Consider the following 23,619-nt stretch of genomic DNA (forward strand, 5'->3'; position numbering starts at 1 on the left):
TCAGTCATCCGAAGTCGAGCGCCGCCTCCTCGAACGCGTCGTCGAGCAGTTCCGCGCGGGCGTCGTCGGCGCGGGCCGCCGCGTCATCGACCGAGGCGGTGAGTTCGCGGTACGACGCCGACTCTTCGAGCGTCTCGCGGTCGTAGGTGGACTCCAACACGGCCCGCTTGCGGGCGAGCGCGAAGTACTCGCGGAGCAGGTCGTTGTACGACCCGCGGACCACGAGCGAGCGGACGGCGCGGCGGACCTCCAGTTTTCCGACCGGCTTGACGAGGTAGTCGTCGAACGGCATCTCGACGATGTCGGTGTCGGGGTCGACGCCGGTCACCATCACGACCGGGAAGTCGTGGTCGCGCGCCCGGAGTTCGGACAGCACCTCGTCCCCGGTGCCGCCGGGCATCTGCCTGTCGAGCATCGCGGCGTCGAACGACTCGTCGGCGACGAGTCCGAGCGCCTCCTCCGCGCTCGAAGCCGTCTCGACGCGGTAGTCGTCCGCGAGCCACGCCTCGTACAGCGTCGTCAGGGACGGTTCGTCGTCAACGGCGAGTATCGTCGGTGGTCCGTCGCCAGTCATAATCCTGTGTGGGTGCGCCCGGAAGGCACCCGGTTGGCTGTGTAGTCCAGAGAGCGCTATTAAGCGGTTGCTATGAGGACTCAATAGCCCTCAATTCCGTCGCATGCGGCTTCGTACTCGACGAACTCGCCCGCCTTCCGCGACCGGTCGGCATATAATCGTGTGGTCCAACCGACGGGTATGCGAACCGTCGATGCGGCAGGACTCGAAATCGGCGACGACCACCCGCCCCGAATCATGGGTGTGCTGAACGTCTCCAAGGAGTCCCCGTACAAGCCGAGCGTGTTCAACGACCCGAGCGAGGCCGCCGAATACGTCGACCGCGAGCTCATCGACGAGGGGGCCGACATCGTCGACGTCGGCCTCGAATCGGCGAACAAGCGCCTCGACGTGCTGTCGGCCGAAGACGAACTCGACCGCCTCGACACGGCGCTTTCGGTCCTCGACAGCGTCTCCGGCGACGCCGTCTTCTCCATCGAGACGCGCTACCACGAGGTCGCCGAGGCGGCGCTCGACGGCGGCTTCGACATGGTCAACGACATCTGCGGCTTCGCCGACCCGGAGATGCCCCGCGTCTGCGAGGAGTTCGACGCCGCGGTCGCCAAGATGGCCAGCCCCCCGGACCTCACTCGCCCCGGCGCGATAGAGGAGGTCGACGACATCTACGACGCCCTCGAACTGAACGGCTTCACCGACAAGACCATCGTCGACCCCGCCTTCGGCGGCTGGTCGGAGGCGAAGACGCTCGAACACGACCGCGAGACGTTCGACCGCCTGCGGGAGTTCCGCGGCTACGGCCACCCCATCTTGGTCTCCATCAACCGCAAGAACTTCCTCCGCGACGTGGCCGGCCGCCCGACCGAGGAGGCCCTGCCCGTCAGCCTCGCCGCCACGTCGATGGCGGTCGAGCGCGGCGCACACGTCGTCCGGACCCACGACGTGAAAGAGACCCGCGACGCCGCCCTCATCGGCCACGAGTTCAAGCGCCGCCGCGTCCGCGAACCCGGCGACGTGTCGGTCGAGGAACTCGACGTGACGACGCCCGGCGAGGCCGCGAGACACCTCGACCGCGTCGGCGCGAACCGCGAGGTCGCCGCCGAGAGCGTCACGCGCGTCTTCGAACTGGAGGGGCTCGGGGCCGACGACCGGGAGGCCCTCGCCGCCGCCGCCGGCGACGCGGGAGCCGTCTTGGCCGGCGGCGACACCGGCGCGCTTCTGGTCGGGACGCCCGCCGCGCTCGCCCGGCTTTCGGCGCTCGTCACGGACGCGTCCGACGCCCTCGAAGCCGCCCTCGAAACGGTCGAGCGGGCGACGCGCTAGCCGGCCCGAGAACCCCTCACGAACCCGTCTCGCCGTCTGACGTTCGGCAGACGTTGACCGTTCTACTAAGAGAAAACTTATACCATCCGACTCTAAAACGGTCCTGTGGACGCCGGAAGGGCACGCGGGTAGGGGTACACGAGTGCCGTTCCGGCCCATACAGTTACATTCTGAGCGACAGCTACACCATGGATTTCACCACGTGGGAACCCGTCTACGGGCGGATTCTCGACGACTTCGGCTTCGACCGAACCGGCGACGAGCGGGCCAGAGACGCGCTCGCGGACCTCGTCACGCCGTTCGACCGGGACCGGCTGGACTGGGATGGCGCGACCGTCGCCGTCTGCGGGGCGGCCCCGACGCTCGACGACGAACTCGACCGGCTCGACGCCCCGGACGTTGACGTCGTCGTCGCCGCCTCCACCGCCGCCGATGCGGTTCGAGACGCCGGCTTCGACCTCGATTTAATGGTGACTGATCTCGATAAAAACCCCGAGACGGCGGTCGAACTGACCGAATCGGGCGTGCCGGTCGCGGCCCACGCCCACGGTGACAACCGCCCCGCGGTCCGCGAGTGGGTGCCGCGGTTCGATACCGACCACGTCCTCGGGACGACGCAGGCGGCCCCGGTCGGTCCCGTCGTCAACTGGGGCGGTTTCACCGACGGCGACCGGGCGGCCTTCATCGCCGACGAACTCGGGGCGGACCGGCTCGTCTTCGCCGGCTGGGACTTCGACGACCCGACCGTGGACGCGATGAAAGCGCAGAAACTCAGGTGGGCCGAGCGCCTGCTCCGGTGGCTCGAACGACGCCGCGGAGAGCGGTTTTCGGTACTCGATGGGCGACGCGACGGCATCGACCCGCTCCCCTGAGGGCCCGCTCACACCGACTCGTTGGCGCGGCGTCCCTCGCGCTCGCGCCCCGGTTACCGCGTGTTCTGCGGGTGCACGTCGGCTCCCTCCTCGGTCCCGGTCGGTTCGGCCGCCGACTGCTCGACCACGCCGTCGAACAGGGACGCGTCACAGCCGCGGCAGGTCGCCGAGACGCGCCGCTTCGTCCCGTCGCCTTCGGGGGCCGCCACCCGCTTCGTCTCGACCGTGACCGCGCCGTCGCAGGTCGGGCAGGTCCGGAGACACAGCCGGAGGGCACCGAGGACGCGGTTCCGGTCCGCGGTCGAGAGCCGCCACCACTCGGGGTAGTACCGCCGGAACGTCGCCACCGCCGTGAGGTCGGCGACGAACGCGGCGCGAGAGGCCCACCGGCCCACCGTCCCGCGGTCGAGGCGCGCGAACAGCCCCCGTTCGTCCCAGCCCAGTTCGATTCTATCCGGGGCGACGCCGAGGAGCGCCGCGAGCGCCTCGCGGTCGCGGTCCCGCCCCTCGGTGTCGAGCACGCGGGCGCGCCACTCCTCGGCGAACTGCGGCGACAGAGAGAGCGTGCCGTCCGCGCCGGCCGAAAGGACGCCCGCGGCGTGTAGCGCGGCCGCGAGGTCGACCCGGCCGTCGAGCGAGAGCGGCGGCGACGGGCGCGCCGACGGGAGTTGCGGGGGCGGCGGCGAGACCGACGAGAGTTCGACGAGCGCGAAACCGAAGACGACGACCGGCGGCAGAGCGCCGAGGAACGCGCCGTACGGCACCCAGACGAGCCACCCGAGCGTTCCGCAGACGAACGTCAAGAGGAGGAGCGGAAACACGAGCGGGGACCGGAGAGGCGGCTGTCGGACCGCGGAATCGGGAAGGAAGCGATGCCCGGACATACCAGAACCGTGGGCACGACGCCGTATAGGTATGGACTGGGTACACCAGATAGCAAGAACGTAAACGTGCTCCCGTCCCGGAATTCGGTCGATAACATCACATTACCCGCGACAGTCGCGCCGCCGCGAGTGTCGACTACCGTACCACATTCATGCCAACTGGTGTCCGAAAACGAGCGACTGCCGCCGCGAGACGTGGTAGGACATCGTTTCCCGCGCCGCGAGCAGATTAAGTTCAGTCGAACAGACTGGTCGGCCGGGTTTTCCCGCGTTTCGGTGTCGTCTGCCGCTACATTGACATGGACGCCGTCCTGAGGCGCGGCTATGCAACTGCACTGGCACCGCCGGGACCTGCGCGTCGCGGACAACCGCGGGCTCGCGGCGGCCGCGGAGGCGGGCCCCGTCGCCCCGCTTTTCGTCTTCGACCGGGACGTGCTCGACCACGCCGGCGCGCCCCGCGTCAGGTACCTGCTCGACGCGCTCGCCGAACTCCGCGAGGCGTACCGCGAGCGCGGGAGCGACCTGCTCGTCGCCCGCGGCGACCCGCGGACGGTCGTGCCGGCGGTCGCGGCGGCGCTCGACGCGGAACGGGCCGTGTGGGGCATCGACTACTCCGGGCTGGCCCGCGAGCGCGACGCCGACGTGCGACTCGCCCTCGACGACGCCGGCGTCGCCCGCGAGCCGGTCCACGACGCCATCTTCCACCCGCCGGGGAGCATCACGACCAACGCGGGCGACACGTACTCGGTCTACACCTACTTCTGGAAGAAGTGGCGCGATCGCGACAAACCCGACCCGTACCCGGAACCGGACGCCGACGACCTCGCCGACGCCGCGGCACTCGAAACCGCCGCAGAGTGCCTCTCCGACGCCGACTTCGACATCGCCGTCGGCGACCTCCCGACCATCTCGGACCTCGGGTTCGAGGAGCCGACGGCGGCGGTCCAGTCGGCGGGGACCGAGGCGGCCCGCGAGCGCCTGTCGGCGTTCTGCGCGGACGCCATCTACCGCTACGCCGACGACCGCGACTACCCGACGCGGGACGCCACGTCCCGGCTCTCGACGGACCTCAAGTTCGGGACCATCGGCATCCGCGAGGTGTACGCGGCGACCGCGGCGGCCCGCGAGGGCGTCGGCGGCGAGCGAGACGAGTCGGTCGAGGAGTTCCAGTCGCAGTTGGCGTGGCGGGAGTTCTACGCGCACGTCCTTCGAGAACACCCGAACGTCGTCACGGAGAACTACAAGGAGTACGAAAATGACATCGCGTGGCGCGACGATTCCGAGGAACTCGCGGCGTGGAAAGAGGGCAAAACCGGCTATCCAATCGTCGACGCCGGGATGCGACAGCTCCGCGAGGAGACGTACATGCACAACCGCGTCCGGATGATAGTCGCGTCGTTCCTCACGAAGGACCTCCTGTGCGACTGGCGACACGGCTACGCGCACTTCCGGGAGCACCTCGCGGACCACGACACCGCGAACGACAACGGCGGCTGGCAGTGGGCCGCCTCGACCGGGACCGACGCCCAGCCGTACTTCCGCATCTTCAACCCGATGACGCAGGGCGAGCGCTACGACCCAGACGGGGAGTACATCAAGCGATACATTCCCGAACTCTCGGACGTGACGGCAAACACCATCCACGAGTGGCACGACCTGACCGACCTCGAACGCGAGCGCCTCGCGCCGGACTACCCGGAACCAATCGTGGACCACTCCGAGCGCCGCGAGCGGGCGATTTCGATGTTCGAGGCCGCCCGCGGCGACGACTGAGCGACGGGCGCGCAGACGGGGGTCGCGAGCCGCCGCGCCCGCCCTCCACCCCCGGTCGCCGCGGCACGAACGACTTTCTCCTCGGAACCCGACTCCGAATCCATGCACGTCGCTATCATCCTCTACGACGGCTTCGACGAACTCGACGCCGTCGCCCCGTTCGAGGTGTTCCAGAACGCCGGCGCGGCCGGGGCCGACTGCGAGGCCGAACTCGTCGCGCTCGACGACCGCGAGTTCGTGACCGCGAGCCACGGCATGCGCGTCGGCGTCGACGGCGTCCTCGACCCCGAGACCGACCGCCCGGACCTCCTCGTCGTCCCCGGCGGCGGCTGGAACTCCCGCGCCGAACAGAGCGCGTGGGCGGAGGCCGAGAAAGGCGAGATTCCGGATGCAATCGCGGTACTCCACGAGGCCGGAACGACCGTCGCCGGCGTCTGTACCGGCGGGATGCTCCTCGCCCGCGCCGGCATCCTCGACGGCCGCCCCGCGGTCACCCACGGCGGCGCGCTTTCCGACCTCCGACAGACGGCCGCCGAAGTCGTCGAAGCGCGCGTCGTCGACGACGGCGACGTGCTCACCGCGGGCGGCGTCACCTCCGGTCTCGACCTCTCGTTGCACGTCGTCGAACGCGAGTTCGGAGCCGAAGTCGCCGACGCCGTCTCGACGGAAATCGAGTACGAGCGCCGGACCGACCCGTTCGACGGCTGATACGCTCGCGCGAACCGGAGTTTCTCGAAGCGGAGAAATCGACCGATAGCGACCCGCATACTGTGGTTTGTGCTAGCATACCTCTCCTCAAGTTTTAACAGGATTCCGCCCCACCCGTGATACGGAGGTTACACATTATGAGCTACGAACTCGACCCGCTTCCGTACGAGTACGACGCCCTCGAACCGCACATCTCCGAGCAGGTGCTGACGTGGCATCACGACACCCACCACCAGGGCTACGTCAACGGCTGGAACGCGGCCGAGGAGACCCTCGCCGACAACCGCGAAGCAGGCGAGTTCGGCTCGTCCGCCGGCGCGCTCCGCAACGTGACCCACAACGGCTCGGGACACATTCTGCACGACCTGTTCTGGCAGAACATGTCGCCGGAAGGCGGCGACGAGCCCTCGGGCGCGCTCGCAGACCGCATCGCGGAGGACTTCGGCTCCTACGAGGCGTGGAAGGGCGAATTCGAAGCGGCGGCCGGCGCGGCCGGCGGCTGGGCGCTCTTGGTGTACGACTCGTTCTCGAACCAGCTTCGGAACGTCGTCGTCGACAAGCACGACCAGGGCGCGCTCTGGGGTAGCCACCCGATTCTCGCGCTGGACGTCTGGGAGCACTCGTACTACCACGACTACGGCCCGGCCCGCGGCGACTTCGTCTCCGCGTTCTTCGAGGTCGTCGACTGGGAAGAACCGTCGGCCCGCTACGACCAGGCCGTCGAACTCTTCGAGTAAACCCGATACATCCCGACTTTTCTTTCGGACGCAACGCCGTCAGCGGCGGCGCTGTCCGCGTCGAACCGAACCGAGAGCGAGTCGTCTGCCGCGGGGTCGAACCGCCGCTCAGGGGCGGCGGTCGCGGGCGGTCGGGTCGGAAAACAGCTCCGTCCCGCCGAACTCCTCGTTCAGCGCACAGATTCGGTCGTGCAGTGCCGCGAAGTCGCGGCCGTCGGTCCCGCGGTCGAAGCCGGCGAGGACGCCGGTGGGGTGGTCGCCGACGAACGTCCGAAACTGCTCGAACGCGTCGAACCCGCGGACGGTGTAGCCGTAGTCCGCGTAGTACAGCGTCTCGTAGGTGTCTCTCGTGACGTACCCGAACCGCTCGTTGTCGATGAATCGAGAGACGTCGAGAGATTCGAGCGCGTCGGACACGTCCTCCCTGAGATAGAGGTGTTCGTAGCCGTGGTGGTCGAAGACCCAGAGGTCCCGGAGGTCGTCCCCGCCGAAGCTACGGAAAGCCTCGACGAGTCGTGCGGGGGCGTCGCTCATCGTTTCGGGTCTCGCGTCGCGGCTGATAAGCCTACTTATGGGGCCGTCGAGGCCTGTGCGGAGGCCATGGCCGCGCTCGTCAGCCACAGTGCCGTCGTCCCCGTCCCCGTCCCCGTCGCTCGCCGCCCGCGGTCGTCGGGGTTTTGCCCGTCGGCCGAGAAGCCTACGGCATGCCCAAGCCGAAAGACGACTTCGACACCCTCTACGGGTACCTCCTGTACGAACCCGCCGACATCCTCGACCCCGACTACATGTACACCGTCGGCGAAATCGCCCGCCTGATGCAGGGGCTGTCGCCGCAGGACGACCTCAGCGAGGAGACCGAAGACCGCATCGTCCAGTGGACGATTCCGTGGATCGTCGCCAATCAGGAGGACTTCGTCATCAACGACCCCCGGAGCGACGAACCGGGCTACTTCGGCCTCCACCCCGACGCCGTCCCCGAAGCAGACGAAGAGTAACGACCGCCGCGTCCCCGTTTCGCGGTTCGGCGTCCGCGAGTTCTTCCGACGTGAGACTCGCACAAACGGTTATCTGTCAGGTAGTTGTTTTCTCGCTCGTACTATGGCTCAATTCGACACCGAAGTCGCAGTCGTAACAGGCGCTGGCTCTGGAATCGGTCGCGCGACCGCGGAGGCGTTCGCCGCCGAGGGCGCGCGCGTCGTCGTCTCCGACGTGAACATCGAGGGCGGCGATGAGACCGTCGCGCGCATCGAGGAGGCCGGCGGGACGGCGACGTTCGTCGAGACGGACGTGACGGACGGCGACGCCGTCGCCGCGATGGTCGACACGGCGGTCTCCGAGTACGGCCGACTCGACTTCGCCTGCAACAACGCGGGCGTCGGCGGCGCGCAGAAACCGACCGCCGACCTCTCGGCCGACGAGTGGCAACAAGTCATCGACGTGAACCTCAACGGCGTCTGGCGGTCGATGCGACACGAGATTCCCGCGATGCTCGACGGCGACGGCGGCGTCATCGTCAACATGGCGTCGATTCTCGGGAAAGTCGGCTTCGCGAACGCGAGCCACTACGTCGCCGCCAAACACGGCGTCCTCGGGCTGACGAAGACCGCGGCCATCGAGTACGCCGAACAGGGCGTCCGCGTCAACGCGGTGTGTCCGGGCTTTATCGACACGCCACTGCTCGGCGAGGGCGGCCTCGACGACCCCGAAGCCCGGAAGGGAATCGAGTCGCTCCACCCGATGAACCGCCTCGGCGACGTGGACGAAATCGCCTCCGCGGTCGTCTGGCTCTGTTCGGACGGCGCGTCGTTCACGACGGGCGAAGCGCTCACCGTCGACGGCGGCTACACGAGTCGGTAAGAGGCGTCGACGAGGCGGTCGAGGCGGCGACTCACCTCGTCCGCGCCGCCTTCGCCGCGAGTTCGAGGTCCTCGCTCGGACGTGTCGTGACGCTCGGCCCGTGGCCGACGTGGAGTTCGGTCAGGTCGTCGCCGACCACCTCGCGCAGGCGGTCGATGCTCTCGACGAGCGCGCCGCGGTCACCCTCGGGGAGGTCGGTCCGACCGAAGCCGCCGTCAGCGAAGACGAGGTCGCCCGCGAAGCAGACGCCCGACCCGCGGGAGAAAAAGCACAGGTGGTCGTCCTTGTGGCCCGGCGTGTGGACCGCCTCGAACACGTCGTCGCCGATTTGGACGCGCTCGCCGTCGTCGATGCGCCTGTCCACGGCGAGGTTGCCGGTGTCGTAGCCCCACGTCTGCACGTCGAACGCCTCGCGGACGGCGTCCACGTTTCCGATGTGGTCGGGGTGCGTGTGGGTGAGGTACACCGCGTCGAGCGAGTCGGTTGCCTCCCGGACCTTCGGCACCACGTCGAAGTTCGCCCCGGCGTCCACGAGCGCGGTGGTCTCGCCGTCGACGAGAAAGACGTTGCTCGTGAAGGCCCGAGTGTCCCCTGCGAGGTTGCGAATCATGGCCACAGGTACGAAAAGCGGGGTATTCGGTGTTGTGGGCGAGCGGAAATCCGCGCTGATACGGGGAAGTTTAGTATGGTCCGACCACGACCAACAGTCAATCAGGGCACCTCTCATGCGCCAATATCTCGACCTCGTGACAGACGTTCTCGGCACCGGGCGACACAAACCCAATCGGACGGGCGTCGACACCATCTCGGGCTTCTCGAAGCACTACAGCGTCGACTTGCAGGAGGGCTTCCCGCTTCTCACGACGAAGGACCTCTCGGGCTTCCGCTGGAACTCCCTCATCCACGAACTGCTGTGGTACCTCTCCGGCGAGGAACACATCCGCACCCTCCGCGAGGAGACGGGCATCTGGGACGCGTGGGCCGACGACGACGGCCATCTCGACACGGCCTACGGTCGGTTCTGGCGGCGCTACCCGGTCCCCGAGGAGGGACTTTCGGGCGAGGCGTGGCCCGACGACGGCCACCGCTGGATGAACGACGAAGGGACGTTCGACCAACTCGCGTACGTCCTCGACACGCTCGAAGAGAACCCGAACTCCCGCCGGATGGTCATCAACGCGTGGCACCCCGCCAACGCGGCCGTCTCGACGCTCCCGCCGTGTCACTACACCTTCGTCTTCAACGTGCAGGGCGACGAACTCAACCTCCACCTGACCCAGCGCTCCGGCGACATCGCGCTCGGCGTCCCGTTCAATCTCGCGGCGTACGCCATCCTCGCGCAGGTCGTCGCCCAGCGCGCCGGCTTCGAACTCGGGTCGTTCGCCCACACCATCGTCGACGCCCACGTCTACTGCGGCACCGGCGAGCGCGGCGCGTGGTACGGCGACCACCTCGACGAACTCCAGTCCCGCCTCGCCGACGTGCAGTCGCCCGAAGGGTACCTCGACGTGCGCGAGTGGCTCCTCGACGCGGCACCCGAGGAGGCCGACGGAGAGGAGGACTACGACCACGTTCCCGGACTGCTCTTGCAGGCCTCGCGCGAACCCCGCGAGCGCCCCACGCTCGACGTGGCCGACGTGCGGCTCGAAGCCCTCTCGTTCGAGGACATCGTCCTCCGCGACTACGACCCGGCCGACGGGATTCGCTTCGCGGTGGCCGAATGAGCGGCGAGGAGATGGCCGAAGCCGAGGCCGACGACGCCGTCGGTTCCGCGGTCCGATTCGTCCTCGTCGCCGCCGTCGCCGACAACCGCGTCATCGGCCGCGACGGCGACATGCCGTGGCACCTCCCCGAGGACCTGAAGCACTTCAAGCGGACGACGACCGGGCACCCGGTCGTGATGGGCCGCAAGACCTACGAGAGCATCGCCCGCCAACTCGACGGCCCGCTCCCGGACCGCCACAGCGTCGTGCTGACGAGCCGCGACCTCGACCTTCCCGAGGGCGCTGAAGCGGTCGATTCGGTCGAATCCGCGGTCGCCGCCGCCGAGACCGCGGCCGCCGAGATGGGCGTCGAGACCGTGTACGTCGTCGGCGGCGCGACCGTCTACGAGCAGTTCCTCGACCGCGCGGTGGGGCTGGTTCTCACCGAACTCGACGCGCCCCACGAGGGCGACACGCGGTTCCCCGAGTGGGACCGCGAGGACTGGGTCGAGACCGACCGCGACGACCGCGACGGCTTCTCGTTCGTCACGTACGAGCGCCGGAAACGCGGGGACTCCGCGGCGGCCGGTGGAGCCGAGTTCGACCCGGAAGAGTCCGATGACTGATACCACCGCCCCCGGCGGCGAGTGGGAGTACAAAATCGTCCGCACGGCCGACGGCGGCCTGTTCAGCGGCGACACGTCCCCGATGGAAGACGCCCTCAACTCCCTCGGCGGCGACGGATGGGAACTCGTGGACACGATTTCCGACTCGCGCGGCGCCGGCGCGAACAGCGGGCAGACGGCGCTCGTGTTCAAGCGGCCGAAGCGCTGAGACGCCGGGGGTCGTCTCGGGGGGCGCTCGCAAACGACCCGTGTTTCCCGCGACGGTCCACGAGTAGCTTTATTGACGCGAACGACCTCCTAAGAGGGAACGAAGCTTTCCCGTCCGCCATGACCACTTCGACACTCGCAGACCGACTCCGCCAGCCCGAGTACACCGGCGAAAACCGGTGTACGCCGTGTACCGTCGTGAACGTCGTCATCGCCGCCGCGCTGAGCCTGTTGCTCGGCCTCGCGTGGCCGCCGCTCGCGCTCGTCTCGTTCGCCCTCTTCGCGGGCGCGATTTACTTCCGCGGCTACCTCGTTCCCGGCACGCCGACGCTCACGAAGACGTACTTCCCCGACCGGGTCCTCCGGTGGTTCGACAAGGAGCCGACGCCGACCCAGACTCGCGTCGGGGCCACCGCGTCCGCGCCCGGGTCGGCCGCCGGCGACGACGCTGACGCCGAATCACCGGCCGGCGAGGTCGAATCGGGGGAGTTAGACGGCGATGGCGCGTCGGTCGCGGCGTTCGACGTGGAGGCGACCCTGCTGGACGCCGGCGCGTTGGAGGTGGACGAGAGCGGCGACGAACTCCGCCTCGCCCCGGCGTTCGAATCGGCGTGGAACGACGAAATCGCGCGCACCGACGAGGCGGTCGCGCGACGGTGGCTCGCCCGCTTGACCGGGGTCGACGAAGCAGACGTCTCGCTGGAATCTCGCTCCCGGAGTCGGTGGCTCGTGGCGATAGTCGACGGCACCACCCTCGGCACTTGGGAGTCCCGCGGCGCGCTCGTCGCGGACGTGGCCGCCGACGCCGCCCTCGACGGCCGCCTCGACGACTGGGACCGCCTGACGGCCGAACAGCGGAGCGCGCTGGCGAGGGGACTCCGCATCTATCTCAACCGATGTCCGACCTGCGGCGGCGACGTCCGATTCGGCTCGGAGACCGCCGAGTCGTGTTGCCGGTCGTGGGAGGTGTTCGCCGTCCGCTGTGAGGACTGCGAGGCGCGACTGCTGGAAGTCGACGCCGAGGCGCTCGAACCCGAAACCGCCTGAGGCGACCGGGCCGGCGCGGCGGCCGCGACGCTCCGCCAGCGAATACATTTTTGTCCGTTGACAACAGATTCTCAGTATGAGCAAGGCGCACTTCGAGGTGTTCGTCGACGCGGCGGACGACTACCGCTGGCGGCTCGTCCACGACAACGGGAACATCCTCGCCGACTCGGGCGAGGGCTACGCGTCGAAACAGAAGGCGAAGCAGGGCATCGAGAGCGTCAAGCGGAACGCCCCCGACGCGGACGTGGTCGAAGCGTAGTTCCGCGGCTGGTGGCCTCGATTCGTCGGAAATCGGAGGATTGACCGCCGATTCGAGTACGAACCCCACACCGATGCCGGGTGTGGAGGCTTTTTCCGCCTCCGGGACTGACCGGAGAGTAATGACGAACGTCGCCGACGCGAGCGAGGAGGTCGCACGATGAACCGAAACGACAAGCAGGCCTACGACCGCGGGACGTCGCTTTTCTCCCCCGACGGACGCATCTATCAGGTCGAGTACGCCCGCGAGGCCGTCAAGCGCGGCGCGCCGGTCCTCGGCGTACGCACCGCCGACGGCGTCGTTCTGGCGGCTCTCCGGTCGACTCCGTCGGAACTCATGGAAGCCGAGAGCATCGAGAAGCTACACAAGCTCGACGACGCGCTCGGCGCGGCCACGGCCGGCCACGTCGCCGACGCGCGGAAGCTCGTGGACTTCGCGCGGACGACCGCCCAGCGCGAGCACCTGCGCTACGGCGAACCCATCGGCGTCGAGACGCTCACGAAGACCATCACCGACAACATCCAAGAGAGCACGCAGTCCGGCGGCACCCGCCCGTACGGCGCGTCGCTCCTCATCGGCGGCGTCGAAAACGGCTCGGGCCGCCTCTTTGCGACCGACCCGTCCGGGACGCCCCAGGAGTGGAAGGCGGTCGCCATCGGCGGCCACCGCGAAGACGTGCAGGCCGCCCTCGAAGACGGGTACGCCGAGGACCTGTCGCTCGAAGACGGTCTCGCGCTCGCCGTGAAGGCGCTCGTCGCGGCCGACGACGAAATCGAGAGCGACGAGCTGAACCTCGTCACCGTCTCCGAGGCGGGCTACGAAATCGTCGACGAGGAGAGCATCGCCGAGCTGTTCGCCGACGCGACCGCGGACGACGGGTCCGACGAGACGGACGAAAGCGAGGAGTAGATGACGGACGGGAGCCCGACCGACGACGACTCGTCGGCGCCGACCGCGAACGCGACCGCCGGCGCGGCGGCCGTGACGCTCGACCGCATCGCGGTCTACCCGGTGAAGTCGCTCGACGCCGAGTTCGTCGACGCCGCCGACATCGTCGAGAACGGCGGGCTCCGCGGCGACCGCGAGTACGCCATCTTCGACGGGGACGACCAGTACGTCAACGGCAAGCGCGAGCGGGCGGTCCATCGCATCCGAAGCTCCGTCTCGCTCGCCGACGGCACGGTCGAACTCTCGGCCCCCGAGATGGACGACTACGACGGCCCGATAGCCGAGGCCGACGACTGGCTCTCGGCGTACTTCGGCTACCCGGTCGAACTCCGGCGCGACCCCGCCGGCGGGTTCCCCGACGACACCGAAGCCAGCGGCCCGACGGTCATCTCGACGGGAACGCTCGACGCGGTCGCCTCGTGGTTCGACGGCGTCGACGCCGACGAGATGCGCCGCCGCCTCCGGCCGAACCTCGTCCTCGACGCGACCGAGCCGTTCTGGGAGGACCACCTGTTCGACCGGCGCGGGACGGTCGTCGAGTTCGGCGTCGGAGGAGTTTCCTTCGAGGGCGTCAACCCCTGCCAGCGCTGTGTCGTCCCGAGCCGCGACCCCGACACGGGCGCTGAAACGGCCGACTTCCGGACGACGCTCATGACGAAGCGCCGGGAGACGCTCCCCGAGTGGTCCGGCGGCGACTGGTTCGACCACGACTTCCGGCTCATGGTCAACACCGCGGTTCCGGAGTCGTCGTGGGGCGAGACGCTGTCGGTCGGGGACGTCGTCACCGTCGGCGACATCGTCCCCGAGTGAGTCGAGCCTGTTTTCGTCGCGTTCGAACGCCGCGCAGACGGTTCGTTATTCTTCGTTGACACCCGCGGCTTTAGGTCACCTGCCCCGGTTGAGAGACACATGTTCACGCTATCCGGCGTGCGGGTCGTCGACGCCGACGGGGGCCGCGAGGCGAACGTGGTGATAGACGAGTCGACCGGGCGCATCGCGTCCGTCGGCGACGAGGTAGAAGGCGAGACGCGGGACCTGTCGGGTGCGGTCGTCGCGCCGGGACTCGTCGACGCCCACGTTCACCTCATGATGGACGGCCGCCCAGACGTGGCCGCCTACCGGTCCGAGCCGGTCGAACGCGCCTGCTACCGAGCGGCGGCCAACCTCCAGAAGACGCTGGCGGCGGGCGTCACGACCGTCCGCGACCTCGGTTCGCCCGGCGACACTGCGACGAGCGCGAAGGCCGCGGTCGCCGCCGGCGAACTCGACGGGCCGCGCGTCCTCGCCGCCGGGGAGAACATCACCATGACGGGCGGCCACGCCCACTGGTTGGGCCGGGAGGCCGACGGCCCGAACGAGGTTCGAAAGGCCGCCAGAGAGCAACTGAAGCGCGGCGCGGACGTGGTGAAATGCATCGCGACCGGCGGCGTCCTCACCACCGGCGCGGTCACGGGCGCGCCCGAGTTCACGGAAGCGGAGATTCGCGCCCTCGTCGACGCCGCGAGCGCGAAGGGCGTCCCGACCGCGGCCCACGCCCACGGCGAGGCGGGTATCAAAAACGCCGCCCACGCGGGGATTTCGAGCGTCGAACACGGGATGTTCATGGACGAGGAGGCCGCGGAACTCATGGTCGAACACGGCACGTACTGGGTGCCGACGGCCTCGGCCGTCCGCGAAATCGTCGAGGCGGGCGTCGAGGGCGGCATCCCGCCGGAGGCCGTTGCGAAGGCCGAAGACGCCGCCGAACGCTTCGAAGGCGCGTGGGACCGCGCGCTCGACGCCGGCGTGAAAATCGCCATGGGGACCGACGCGGGCACGCCGTTCAACGACCACGGCGAGAACGCGCTCCGCGAGATGGAACTGCTCGTCGAGTACGGCCTGTCGCCCGCCGAGGCGCTCGAAGCCGCGACCGTCGGCGGCGCGGACCTCCTCGGATTGGACGACGTGGGGAGGGTCGCCGAGGGCTACGTCGCGGACCTCGTCGTCCTCGACGCCGACCCGAGCGAGGACGCGGGCGCGTGGCGGACGGTCCGGCAGGTGTACCGCGAGGGCGAGCGAGTCGTCTAATCGCAACACGGCAGTCGGTATCACACCCGATTTGAAGCGACAACCTTTTACAATCACGAGCAATACGGAATGATGTACCAACGTGCTCTGTTGGTGTAGTCCGGCCAATCATATCACCCTCTCACGGTGATGACCAGGGTTCGAATCCCTGACGGAGCACTTCTCTCAACCCTGAACCACGAGCGACAGCGAGCGTTCTCTCCGCCGTCTACGCGTCCGGGTCGCCGAGTTGCGACATCACGATGTCTTCTGCGGTTCGCAACCGGTACTGAACAGTCGAACGCGGCACGTCGAGCACGTCGCTGAGGTCCTCGACGGTCACCTTCCGCGGGCGCTCGTAGTAGCCGTGTTCGACGGCTGTTTCGAGCGCCTCCCAGTGGGCCGCCGAGAGGTCGGCCGCGATGCGCGCCTCGGCGTCCCAGTTGCCGGCGTTCGTGAGATGTTCAACGTCCAGTTGCAGGCCTTCCCTGAGTTGCGCCTCGATGGTCTCGTACAGTTCGCCGAGCGGGTGGTCGCCGGGGTAGAGGATGCGCCAGCGGTACTCGCCCGCGCGGCGGGACGACTCGAAGATGACGCCCGGTCCGACGTGTTCGAGGACGTACCGGGGAATCGAGTGGCAGTTGCTCACCTCCTCGCGGTAGGTGTAGACGGTCATCGAGTGGTCCGAGCGGTCGAGGACGTGGTAGTCGCGGTGGGTGTGGCAGTCGGGCGCGTCGAGGCACTCGTTGCACCGCGTCTCGTCGGTGAACACCTCCTCGAACGCCGACAGCCCCTCCGGCGTGCCGACGACGTGGTCGACCCGCCACATCACGTCCTCCGTGGACGAACAGACCGACGAACGAGAGCGCAGACTCGGGTACTCGTAAAACAGGTCCATCAGCTCGTCGGTCCCCTCCGAAAAGCGAACGACGAATTCGAACTCGCGCATTCGGTCTTCGTTCTGTCGCGGAGTGACTTAGCATGTACTAATCCGACATCGACTGTGTTCTCAGCCCCTTTCCGGGTCACATTCGTTTTCGTCACCGCTTCGCGACCAGGGTTAGCAGGTGCTAACGAAATAGTGAGGCCAGTTTAGCACGGAGCGAAACACGAGCGAGCAGACCGGTGCGACACGGCAGACACGGGTTCCGCCCGTCGATTCGGAAACGTACGTGTGGCTCGGGGGCGCTCGCTCGCGGGGACCGGTTCCGACCGTCCCCTCCCACCACCGACCGCATCCGTTCACTCCAACCAACCTCGGACGGCGGCCGGGTCACCACCTATTTGACGCCCGGTCGTCTACCCGCACGAGGATGTTACTCGCGGGTACGGTGGTCGCCGACGCGTCCACCATCATCGAAGAGGGCGCCGTCGTCGTCGACGGCGACCGCATCGTCGCGGTCGGAGCGCGCGCGGACCTCACAGAACGGTATCCAGACCACGAGCGACGCGAGTTCGGCATCGTCGCGCCGGGACTGGTCGGCGGCCACGTCCACTCGGTGCAGTCGCTCGGCCGTGGCATCGCTGACGACACCGAACTGCTGGACTGGCTCTTCGACCACGTGCTCCCGATGGAGGCCGGCCTCGACGCCGAAGGGATGCGCGTCGCCGCCGAGCTCGGCTACCTCGAATGCATCGAGTCCGGCACGACGACGGTCGTCGACCACCTCTCGGTCAACCACGCCGAGCAGGCGTTCGAGGCCGCGGGCGAGATGGGCATCCGGGGACGCATCGGCAAGGTGCTCATGGACACGAACGCCCCCGAGGGACTCCAAGAAGACACCGACGCGGGCCTCGCCGAGTCCGAGCGCCTCATCGAGCGCTATCACGACGGCTTCGACGGCCGCATCCAGTACGCCGTCACGCCGCGGTTCGCCGTCACCTGCTCGGAGGCGTGTCTGCGGGGCGTCCGCGAACTCGCGGACCGCTACGACGGCGTCCGCATCCACACCCACGCCAGCGAGAACCGAAACGAAATCGCCACCGTCGAGGCGGAGACGGGCATGCGCAACATCCACTGGCTCGACGAGGTCGGTATCACCGGCGACGACGTGGTGCTGGCCCACTGCGTCCACACCGACGACTCCGAGCGCGAGGTGCTCGCCGAGACCGGCACGCACGTCACCTACTGCCCGTCGTCGAACATGAAGCTCGCGTCGGGTATCGCACCGATTCCGGACTACCTCGACCGCGGTATCAACGTCGCGCTCGGGAACGACGGCCCACCGTGTAACAACACGCTCGACCCCTTTACCGAGATGCGACAGGCAAGCCTCCTCCAGAAGGTCGACGCGCTCGACCCGACGAGCACGCCCGCCGCGACGGTCTTCGAGATGGCGACGCGAAACGGCGCGAAGGCCGCCGGCTTCGACCGCGTCGGCGAACTCCGCGAGGGGTGGAAAGCGGACGTCGTCGGCATCGACACCGACCTCACGCGGGCGACGCCGCTCCACGACGTGCTGTCGCACCTCGTGTTCTCCGCCCACGGCGACGACGTGGTGTTCACCATGGTCGACGGCGACGTGCTCTACGACGGGGGCGAACACGTCCGCGCAGACGCCGACGACGTCCGAGAACGGGCGCGGGCGGTGGCCGCCGGTCTCGACTCGGCACCGACGAGCGACTGAGTACCCCCGCTCACGAGACCACCTCGCACGCAAGACCGGCCGGCCGTGTCCGCGAGGCCCGCCGCCACCGTCGCCTCTTTCTCTCCGCGCGACCCCACCTGAGTCATGACTGTCCGACTCCGTGCGGCGACGCCGTCCGACCTCCCGTCGATTCGGGAGATTTACGCGCCGTTCGTCGAAGACACCGCGATTTCGTTCGCCTACGACCCGCCGAGCGTCGCTGACCTCGAAGCGAAACTGGAGCAGAAGACCGACTACCCGTGGCTCGTCTGCGAACTCGACGGCGAGGTGGCCGGCTACGCCTACGCCGGGGCGATTCGGGAACGCGTCGCCTACCAGTGGGCCGTCGAGACCTCGATTTACGTCCACCCGGAGTTCCAGCGCCGCGGCGTCGCTCGCGGGCTCTACACGGCGCTTTTGGACCTGCTCGAACGGCAGGGCTACGTCTCCGCGGTCGCCGTCATCACGACGCCGAACCCCGCGAGCATCGCCTTCCACGAGTCGTTCGGGTTCGAGCGCGTCGGCCGCTTCGAGCGCGTCGGCTACAAAGGCGACGCGTGGCACGACGTGGAGTGGTGGAGTCTCGACCTCGGCGACCGACCCGACGAACCCGACGCGCCGCTGTCCGTCGCCGACGCTCGCGAACGTGACTGGTGGGACGACGCGCTCGCCCGCGGCGCGGCGCTCGTCGAAAACAGCGCATAACGGTTCCCGGTTCCCGTTCTCCCCGAACCGGGAGCCCTTCTTCCCGTCAGCCCGCGCGTTCAGACGCCGGCTTCGAGCGAGTCTTCGGTCTCGGCGTCCGCCGAGTCGCCTCCGTCGGCCGTCTCGACCTCGTCGAGCGCCTCAACTTCGTCGGCCGGGTCGCCGGTCCCCGCCTGTTCGAGCACGTACCGCTCGACGCCGGCCGAGAGCATCTCCTGCCAGTCGTCGAACTCGGTGTTCGACTCGACGTACCGGTCCCACTCGTGGGTCGGTATCGACTCGAAGGAATCCTGATCTGCGACCGCGAACCCGCTTTCTTCGAGGAATTCACTGATCGATGCCGCCTGACAATGTGACTCGACCCACGACGACGGGAACAAGTCGGCCAGCGTCACCTCGCCGCCGAGACCCCCAATCTCGACGTCGAGTGTCGCGGCCGTCGTTTCGGCCTCACCCATACCCGGGTCCTACAGCCACGGATATAACGGTGTTGCGGTTGGCGTCCGAGAGAGTCAGTTCGTCGAGACGATTTCGACCACGTCGCGGTGCGAGAGCTCGTGGTCCGACCCGATTTGACGCTTCGAGTGGCAGTCGATGCCGTGGAGGAGACCGTCGCCGATGTCCGAGTGCAGGTGGTACGCGAAGTCCTCGGTCGTCGAGCCCTCGGGGAGGATAAAGCAGTCGCGGAAGACGCCCTGCGAGTCGCTCTTGCCGTTCGCGCTCCCGGGGAAGATGGCGATGGCACCCATCACGTCGAACAGCGCGTTTTCGAGCGACTGCTGGACGCCCGTGCCGCCGAACTCGGTGACGAACTCGCGAATCTGTTCGAGCCCCGCCTCCTGTTCGTCGCTCACGTCGCCGACGATGTCGAAGTCGTCGTCGCCGGGGCGGTAGTCGACGACGCCGCCCTCGTCTGCCTTCTTCAGCGCCTTCTCGGCGTGCGCCGAGGTCGGAACGAACGTCAGGTGCTCGTAGTCGGGGTCCGCCGTGATTTCCTCGTAGTTCTCCTGGGAGACCGGCTTGTCCATCTTGTTCGCCGCGATGATGATGGGCTTCGTGCGCTTCCGAATCTCGCGGGCGAGCGACTCCTTGTCCGCGTCGTCCCACTCGTCGGGGTCGAGCTCCAGCCCGAGAGAAAGGATTATCTGCTTGATTTCGTCTTTGTTCGTCTTGAACGCCGACATCTGCTCCGCGAGGTCGACTTCGATGTCCTTGTCCTCGCCGTGGTAGCCCGAGCGGTAGCGGTCGATACCCTTCTCTAAGACGTCGAGATACCACATGTCAAGTTCGTTTTCGAGGAAGTCGATGTCCTCGCGGGGGTCGTGGCCCTCCGTCGCCTCGCCTTCGATGTCCGTCTCACCGGAGAAGTCGACGACGTGGACGAGCACGTCCGCCTCGTTGAGGTCGGTGAGGAACTGGTTCCCGAGGCCCTTGCCCTCGTGTGCACCGGGGATGAGCCCCGCCACGTCGACGAGTTTGACCGGGACGAACCGCATCCCGTGGTCGCAGTAACCGACCGAGGGCGTACACGACTCGTCGAACTCCGGGGCCGCACACTCGACGCGGACGTACGCCTCGCCGATAGAGGGGTCGATGGTCGTAAACGGGTACGCACCCTCGGGCACGTCGTTCATCGTCGCCGCGTTGAAGAAACTCGACTTCCCGACGGATGGCTTTCCGACGAGACCGATCTTGTAACTCATTCGTTGGTCGGACTGGTGTCTCGAACGCTAATAACCGTTCGAGGTTCGTCTCGCTATGCGTGAAATTCACACGCCATCGGTGTCGAGGAGGCCGGTTCCCCGCGCTCGACTCCCGGGTTCGAGCGCCGGGGACGCGACTCCGTCGGCGAGTTCGCGGCGGGGAGAGCCAAGTCGAATCCGCGAGCCGACGGTCGTTCCGCGCCGGGCGCGGTCCCTTCGGCCCACGTCCGGTGCACCTTTGTCTTCACGTCACCGACTGCCGGGCATGACCGACCGCGACGAGACGGCGAGCGAAACCGCATCCGCGCCGAACGCGAACGCCGACGCGGCCGCCGCCGAGCCCTCGCCGGACGACACGGCCGACGCGGACACGTTCCGCGTCGGCATCCACGTCACCGAGACCGAGCTCCGGTTCGTGGTCAACGTCCCGTCCGACATCGACTCGGGGTGGACCGACCCCGGCGCGTTCCAGCGCCTCGTCGAACGCGTCACGTGGGAACAACTCGACCAGCGGGAGACGCTTCAGACCGTCGCAACCCGCGCCGCCGAGGGCGAAACGGTGTTCCTCGGGACGGTGACGCTCCGACCGGACGAGACCGTCGTCGACCACACCCTCCGCGTGCCGCCGCTCGACGGGGCGTGACCAGACTCAGCGTCAGATGACCGAACCCACGACCGAGACCGCGATTCGAGAGATTCAGGACGCCGCGCTCAGCCGCGCGCTCACCGACGACGACCACGCGAGACAGTCGCTCGCCGTCGCCGGCGCGCTCGAAACGGCCAGAACGGAAGCGACCGACGCCGCGTTCGACGACGGCGGCGTGACCCTCGCGGCGTCGCTGGCGTTCGTCTCGACGCTGTTCGCACACCGTCGCCTCCGCGAGTCGCTCCGGTCCAGCGTCCGCGCGTCCGACGATTCGGCGTGGTATCCCAGCGGCGCACCCGCCCGCGTCGACGACGACCTCGTGGTCGCGGGCGCACGGCTCGCGGTTCGACGGTTCGACGTCGACCCGGCGCTCGTCGGCGCGCTCGGTGACGTTTCGATAGAAAAAATCGCGTCGGGCGAGTGAGTAGCCCGACCGTCAGCCTCTGACAACGACGGTCGAGGGCGTAGTGGGATGGGGTGCCTCTGACCCACAGTACCCTCCCGGACGCGGATGGCTGAAACCCAAGCCCACGCTCGATGCGTGGGAAACCCGTGCCCGATTAGTTAGTTGTTGGCGTGGTCCGGCGGGCCACCGCCGTTGCCGTTACCGTTCGAACTGTCCGAGGAGTCGTCCGAATCGTCCGAATCGTCCGAATCGTCCGAGGAGTCGTCGTCTGACTCGTCGTCAGCGTCGTCTGCGGTCTCCTCGTCGTCGCTCTGGTCGTCCTCGTCGGTCGCCTTGTCGTTGTTCGCGTGCTCCGGCGGACCTCCACCGTTGCCGTTCTTGGCGTTGGCGGAGTTCCCGGGTGCGTCCTCGTCGTCGTCAGCGTCGTCGCTGTGCTTCGGACCGGCGTGGTCCGGACGCTTGTCGTCCGCGTTACCCGGGTTGTTCTCGGTCACGAAGTCGGAGACGGCCTGTCCGAGCGGGCCGTCACTGCCCGTGTCCTTGAGACGCTCGACGAAACTGCTGACGAGCTGTCCGAACGGGTCGTCCGCGGCGACTTCACCCTGCAGGGTGACGGTCGTCTCGGCGGTGAGGCCGTCGTATTCGGCGGTCACGTCGACCGTGACGGTCTGCAACGGCGAGATGAGGTCGACCGTACCGTTCTCGTCCGTCTCGTACTCTCCCGCGTCCGTGTAGTTCCCATCGACCGCGACCGACGCGTTCTCGACGGGTTCGCCGTCCTCGGTCACGGTGATGGTGACCGACTCGTTTCCGTCCTGCGAGACGGAGACGTTGAGGTCGTCAGCCTCGACGGCGACCGTCGTCTCGGCGGTGAGGCCGTCGGCGGTCGCGACGAACGTCAGGTTCGTCGTGGTCGTCGGCTCTGCGACTTCGACAGTGCCGTTCGCGTCCGTCGCGTACGTTCCGTTCCCGGCGTAGTCGGTCCCGTTGACCTGAACCGATGCGTTCTCGACGGGTTCGCCGTCCTGCGTGACGGTGGCGACGACCGTGTCGTTGGCGTCGTCAACCTCGGCGGAGACCGAAAGGTCGTCGGCCTCGACTTCGACCGTCGTCTCGGCCGTGAGGTCGCCGTCCATCGCGACGAACGTCAGGTCCGTCGTGGTCGTCGGCTCGTCGACCTCGACGGTGCCGTCCGCGTCCGTCTCGTACGTTCCGTTCCCGGCGTAGTCGGTCCCGTTGACCATGACGGACGCGCCTTCGACGGCGTCACCGTACTGGGTGACGGTGGCGACGACCGTGTCGTTGGCGTCGTCGGCCTCGACGGACACGTCGAGGGACTCGTCGAGCGGGACGAGGATGACGGACGTGCTAGTCGTGTTGTTCCCCTCGGAGACGGTGAACGTCGCGTTCACGCGTTCCTGCGGATTGGGGAGGTCGACGGTGCCGTCCGCGTCCGTCGCGTACGTTCCGTTCCCGGCGTAGTTATCGCTCGATTCGACGACGACCGTCGCGTTCTCGACGGTCGTCTCGTTCCGTGTCACGGTCACTGTCGCGTCGCCCGTGTCGGCGTCCTGCGTGACGCCGACATGGAGGGCATCGGTGCTCGCGGCACCGACGGTCCCGGGGACCATCGCGACGGCGAGCATCGCAACGACCATGACTACGGTGAGGTGTTTGCTGCCGCGCATGCAACCGTTCCTTCTAACCCTGATACGGTAAAAGGGGAGAATCGTAACCCCGGTTTTCGCTGAATTTCACCCCAATCAACGCGTTCGAAATCGGGCCTTCGTCTGTCGATTTCGTCGAGTTTCGCACCGAACGACTGACTGGGTCGCATCGAAACGCCCTCACGGTCGAGCTTAGGGGTGCATCGGAGGCGGCCCGCACTGCGAGAGTGTTGCCACTCTCGAACGACGAGAGAGACGCGACCGGAGTGCGGTCGCTGTCTATGTGTGATGGGCGAGCGGACCA

The 23,619-nt window shown here is 68.0% G+C and carries 27 protein-coding genes and 1 tRNA gene; 20 read left to right on the forward strand and 8 right to left on the reverse strand.

The features are described from left to right. Positions 1-4 precede the first annotated feature (4 nt). Positions 5-574, reverse strand: coding sequence for a response regulator (locus C441_RS00690; protein WP_007273328.1), 570 nt, complete (start codon positions 572-574; stop codon positions 5-7). A 180-nt stretch (positions 575-754) separates the two neighbouring features. On the opposite strand from C441_RS00690, the gene C441_RS00695 reads away from it, so the two are divergent. Both C441_RS00695 and C441_RS00700 read left to right on the forward strand, forming a co-directional pair. After that, the gene (locus C441_RS00695) at positions 755-1,894 is read left to right on the forward strand and encodes a dihydropteroate synthase (RefSeq protein WP_007273329.1); all 1,140 of its coding nucleotides are present in this window, start codon (positions 755-757) and stop codon (positions 1,892-1,894) included. A 188-nt stretch (positions 1,895-2,082) separates the two neighbouring features. Further along, positions 2,083-2,766: a 6-hydroxymethylpterin diphosphokinase MptE-like protein gene (locus tag C441_RS00700; protein ID WP_007273330.1), complete on the forward strand. Its 684-nt coding sequence runs from the start codon at positions 2,083-2,085 to the stop codon at positions 2,764-2,766. A gap of 53 nt (positions 2,767-2,819) precedes the next feature. Here the strand turns inward: C441_RS00700 and C441_RS00705 are convergent, their stop codons facing one another. Next, positions 2,820-3,587 carry a hypothetical protein gene (locus C441_RS00705; protein ID WP_083874826.1) on the reverse strand — a complete coding sequence of 256 codons (768 nt, stop codon included), beginning with the start codon at positions 3,585-3,587 and terminating at the stop codon, positions 2,820-2,822. A gap of 387 nt (positions 3,588-3,974) precedes the next feature. Between C441_RS00705 and C441_RS00710 the strand changes: the two genes are divergently transcribed. The 3 genes from C441_RS00710 to sod all read left to right on the forward strand — a co-directional run bounded on the left by C441_RS00710 (position 3,975) and on the right by sod (position 6,868). Next, positions 3,975-5,423 carry a cryptochrome/photolyase family protein gene (locus tag C441_RS00710; RefSeq protein ID WP_007273332.1) on the forward strand — a complete coding sequence of 483 codons (1,449 nt, stop codon included), beginning with the start codon at positions 3,975-3,977 and terminating at the stop codon, positions 5,421-5,423. 102 nt (positions 5,424-5,525) lie between these two features. Beyond that, on the forward strand, positions 5,526-6,131 hold the full coding sequence (locus tag C441_RS00715; protein ID WP_007273333.1) for a DJ-1/PfpI family protein: 606 nt from the start codon (positions 5,526-5,528) through the stop codon (positions 6,129-6,131). A gap of 137 nt (positions 6,132-6,268) precedes the next feature. Beyond that, complete coding sequence (sod, locus tag C441_RS00720) at positions 6,269-6,868, forward strand: superoxide dismutase (protein WP_007273334.1); 600 nt, start codon at positions 6,269-6,271, stop codon at positions 6,866-6,868. Positions 6,869-6,976: 108 nt separating this feature from the next. Here the strand turns inward: sod and C441_RS00725 are convergent, their stop codons facing one another. Next, positions 6,977-7,402 (reverse strand): DUF7522 family protein, encoded by a 426-nt coding sequence (locus C441_RS00725; protein WP_007273335.1) that lies wholly within the window; start codon positions 7,400-7,402, stop codon positions 6,977-6,979. A 170-nt stretch (positions 7,403-7,572) separates the two neighbouring features. On the opposite strand from C441_RS00725, the gene C441_RS00730 reads away from it, so the two are divergent. Then, complete coding sequence (locus C441_RS00730; protein WP_007273336.1) at positions 7,573-7,863, forward strand: DUF5827 family protein; 291 nt, start codon at positions 7,573-7,575, stop codon at positions 7,861-7,863. A gap of 103 nt (positions 7,864-7,966) precedes the next feature. Continuing rightward, positions 7,967-8,725, forward strand: a complete 759-nt coding sequence (locus C441_RS00735; protein WP_007273337.1) for an SDR family oxidoreductase — start codon at positions 7,967-7,969, stop codon at positions 8,723-8,725. Positions 8,726-8,756: 31 nt separating this feature from the next. Here C441_RS00735 and C441_RS00740 read toward each other — a convergent pair whose 3' ends face one another. Next, complete coding sequence (locus tag C441_RS00740; RefSeq protein WP_007273338.1) at positions 8,757-9,335, reverse strand: MBL fold metallo-hydrolase; 579 nt, start codon at positions 9,333-9,335, stop codon at positions 8,757-8,759. A 115-nt stretch (positions 9,336-9,450) separates the two neighbouring features. Between C441_RS00740 and thyA the strand changes: the two genes are divergently transcribed. The 9 genes from thyA (at position 9,451) to C441_RS00785 (ending at position 15,741) form a co-directional block, all read left to right on the forward strand. Next, positions 9,451-10,449, forward strand: a complete 999-nt coding sequence (gene thyA, locus C441_RS00745; RefSeq protein ID WP_007273339.1) for a thymidylate synthase — start codon at positions 9,451-9,453, stop codon at positions 10,447-10,449. After that, positions 10,446-11,054, forward strand: coding sequence for a dihydrofolate reductase (locus C441_RS00750; RefSeq protein ID WP_007273340.1), 609 nt, complete (start codon positions 10,446-10,448; stop codon positions 11,052-11,054). The genes thyA and C441_RS00750 overlap by 4 nt, the downstream gene beginning before the upstream one ends. After that, positions 11,047-11,262: a DUF4177 domain-containing protein gene (locus C441_RS00755; RefSeq protein WP_007273341.1), complete on the forward strand. Its 216-nt coding sequence runs from the start codon at positions 11,047-11,049 to the stop codon at positions 11,260-11,262. Before C441_RS00750 ends, C441_RS00755 begins: the two co-directional genes overlap by 8 nt. Positions 11,263-11,381: 119 nt before the next feature. After that, positions 11,382-12,308, forward strand: coding sequence for a hypothetical protein (locus C441_RS00760; RefSeq protein ID WP_007273342.1), 927 nt, complete (start codon positions 11,382-11,384; stop codon positions 12,306-12,308). A gap of 76 nt (positions 12,309-12,384) precedes the next feature. Next, the gene (locus C441_RS00765; protein WP_004969233.1) at positions 12,385-12,567 is read left to right on the forward strand and encodes an HVO_2922 family protein; all 183 of its coding nucleotides are present in this window, start codon (positions 12,385-12,387) and stop codon (positions 12,565-12,567) included. Positions 12,568-12,726: 159 nt separating this feature from the next. Next, positions 12,727-13,476, forward strand: coding sequence for a proteasome subunit alpha (psmA2, locus tag C441_RS00770; protein WP_007273343.1), 750 nt, complete (start codon positions 12,727-12,729; stop codon positions 13,474-13,476). Beyond that, positions 13,477-14,325, forward strand: a complete 849-nt coding sequence (locus C441_RS00775) for an MOSC domain-containing protein (RefSeq protein WP_007273344.1) — start codon at positions 13,477-13,479, stop codon at positions 14,323-14,325. It abuts the gene before it with no gap. Between the two features lie 99 nt (positions 14,326-14,424). Continuing rightward, positions 14,425-15,582 carry a metal-dependent hydrolase family protein gene (locus C441_RS00780; RefSeq protein WP_007273345.1) on the forward strand — a complete coding sequence of 386 codons (1,158 nt, stop codon included), beginning with the start codon at positions 14,425-14,427 and terminating at the stop codon, positions 15,580-15,582. An 84-nt stretch (positions 15,583-15,666) separates the two neighbouring features. Then, a tRNA-Glu gene (locus C441_RS00785) sits at positions 15,667-15,741 on the forward strand. A gap of 49 nt (positions 15,742-15,790) precedes the next feature. Here the strand turns inward: C441_RS00785 and C441_RS00790 are convergent. Continuing rightward, the gene (locus C441_RS00790) at positions 15,791-16,510 is read right to left on the reverse strand and encodes a helix-turn-helix domain-containing protein (protein WP_007273346.1); all 720 of its coding nucleotides are present in this window, start codon (positions 16,508-16,510) and stop codon (positions 15,791-15,793) included. 364 nt (positions 16,511-16,874) lie between these two features. Between C441_RS00790 and C441_RS00795 the strand changes: the two genes are divergently transcribed. Both C441_RS00795 and C441_RS00800 read left to right on the forward strand, forming a co-directional pair. Further along, positions 16,875-18,188 (forward strand): 5'-deoxyadenosine deaminase, encoded by a 1,314-nt coding sequence (locus C441_RS00795; protein WP_007273347.1) that lies wholly within the window; start codon positions 16,875-16,877, stop codon positions 18,186-18,188. A gap of 105 nt (positions 18,189-18,293) precedes the next feature. Then, a complete protein-coding gene (locus tag C441_RS00800; RefSeq protein WP_007273348.1) occupies positions 18,294-18,893 on the forward strand; it encodes a GNAT family N-acetyltransferase in 600 nt (199 codons plus the stop codon). Positions 18,894-18,952: 59 nt separating this feature from the next. Here C441_RS00800 and C441_RS00805 read toward each other — a convergent pair whose 3' ends face one another. Together C441_RS00805 and C441_RS00810 are read right to left on the reverse strand one after the other, a co-directional pair. Continuing rightward, positions 18,953-19,351: a hypothetical protein gene (locus C441_RS00805; RefSeq protein WP_007273349.1), complete on the reverse strand. Its 399-nt coding sequence runs from the start codon at positions 19,349-19,351 to the stop codon at positions 18,953-18,955. Positions 19,352-19,405: 54 nt separating this feature from the next. Then, positions 19,406-20,596 (reverse strand): redox-regulated ATPase YchF, encoded by a 1,191-nt coding sequence (locus tag C441_RS00810; protein WP_007273350.1) that lies wholly within the window; start codon positions 20,594-20,596, stop codon positions 19,406-19,408. A 265-nt stretch (positions 20,597-20,861) separates the two neighbouring features. Here C441_RS00810 and C441_RS00815 point away from each other — a divergent pair, with 265 nt between their 5' ends. Both C441_RS00815 and C441_RS00820 read left to right on the forward strand, forming a co-directional pair. Further along, complete coding sequence (locus tag C441_RS00815; RefSeq protein ID WP_007273351.1) at positions 20,862-21,239, forward strand: hypothetical protein; 378 nt, start codon at positions 20,862-20,864, stop codon at positions 21,237-21,239. Positions 21,240-21,255: 16 nt separating this feature from the next. After that, positions 21,256-21,666 carry a hypothetical protein gene (locus C441_RS00820; protein WP_004969223.1) on the forward strand — a complete coding sequence of 137 codons (411 nt, stop codon included), beginning with the start codon at positions 21,256-21,258 and terminating at the stop codon, positions 21,664-21,666. A 140-nt stretch (positions 21,667-21,806) separates the two neighbouring features. On the opposite strand, the gene C441_RS00825 is transcribed toward C441_RS00820, so the two are convergent. Beyond that, positions 21,807-23,336, reverse strand: a complete 1,530-nt coding sequence (locus C441_RS00825) for a hypothetical protein (protein ID WP_007273352.1) — start codon at positions 23,334-23,336, stop codon at positions 21,807-21,809. Positions 23,337-23,619 lie beyond the last annotated feature (283 nt).

It is taken from the genome of Haloferax sulfurifontis ATCC BAA-897, assembly GCF_000337835.1.
In the GTDB taxonomy this organism is placed as follows: Archaea; Halobacteriota; Halobacteria; order Halobacteriales; family Haloferacaceae; genus Haloferax; species Haloferax denitrificans.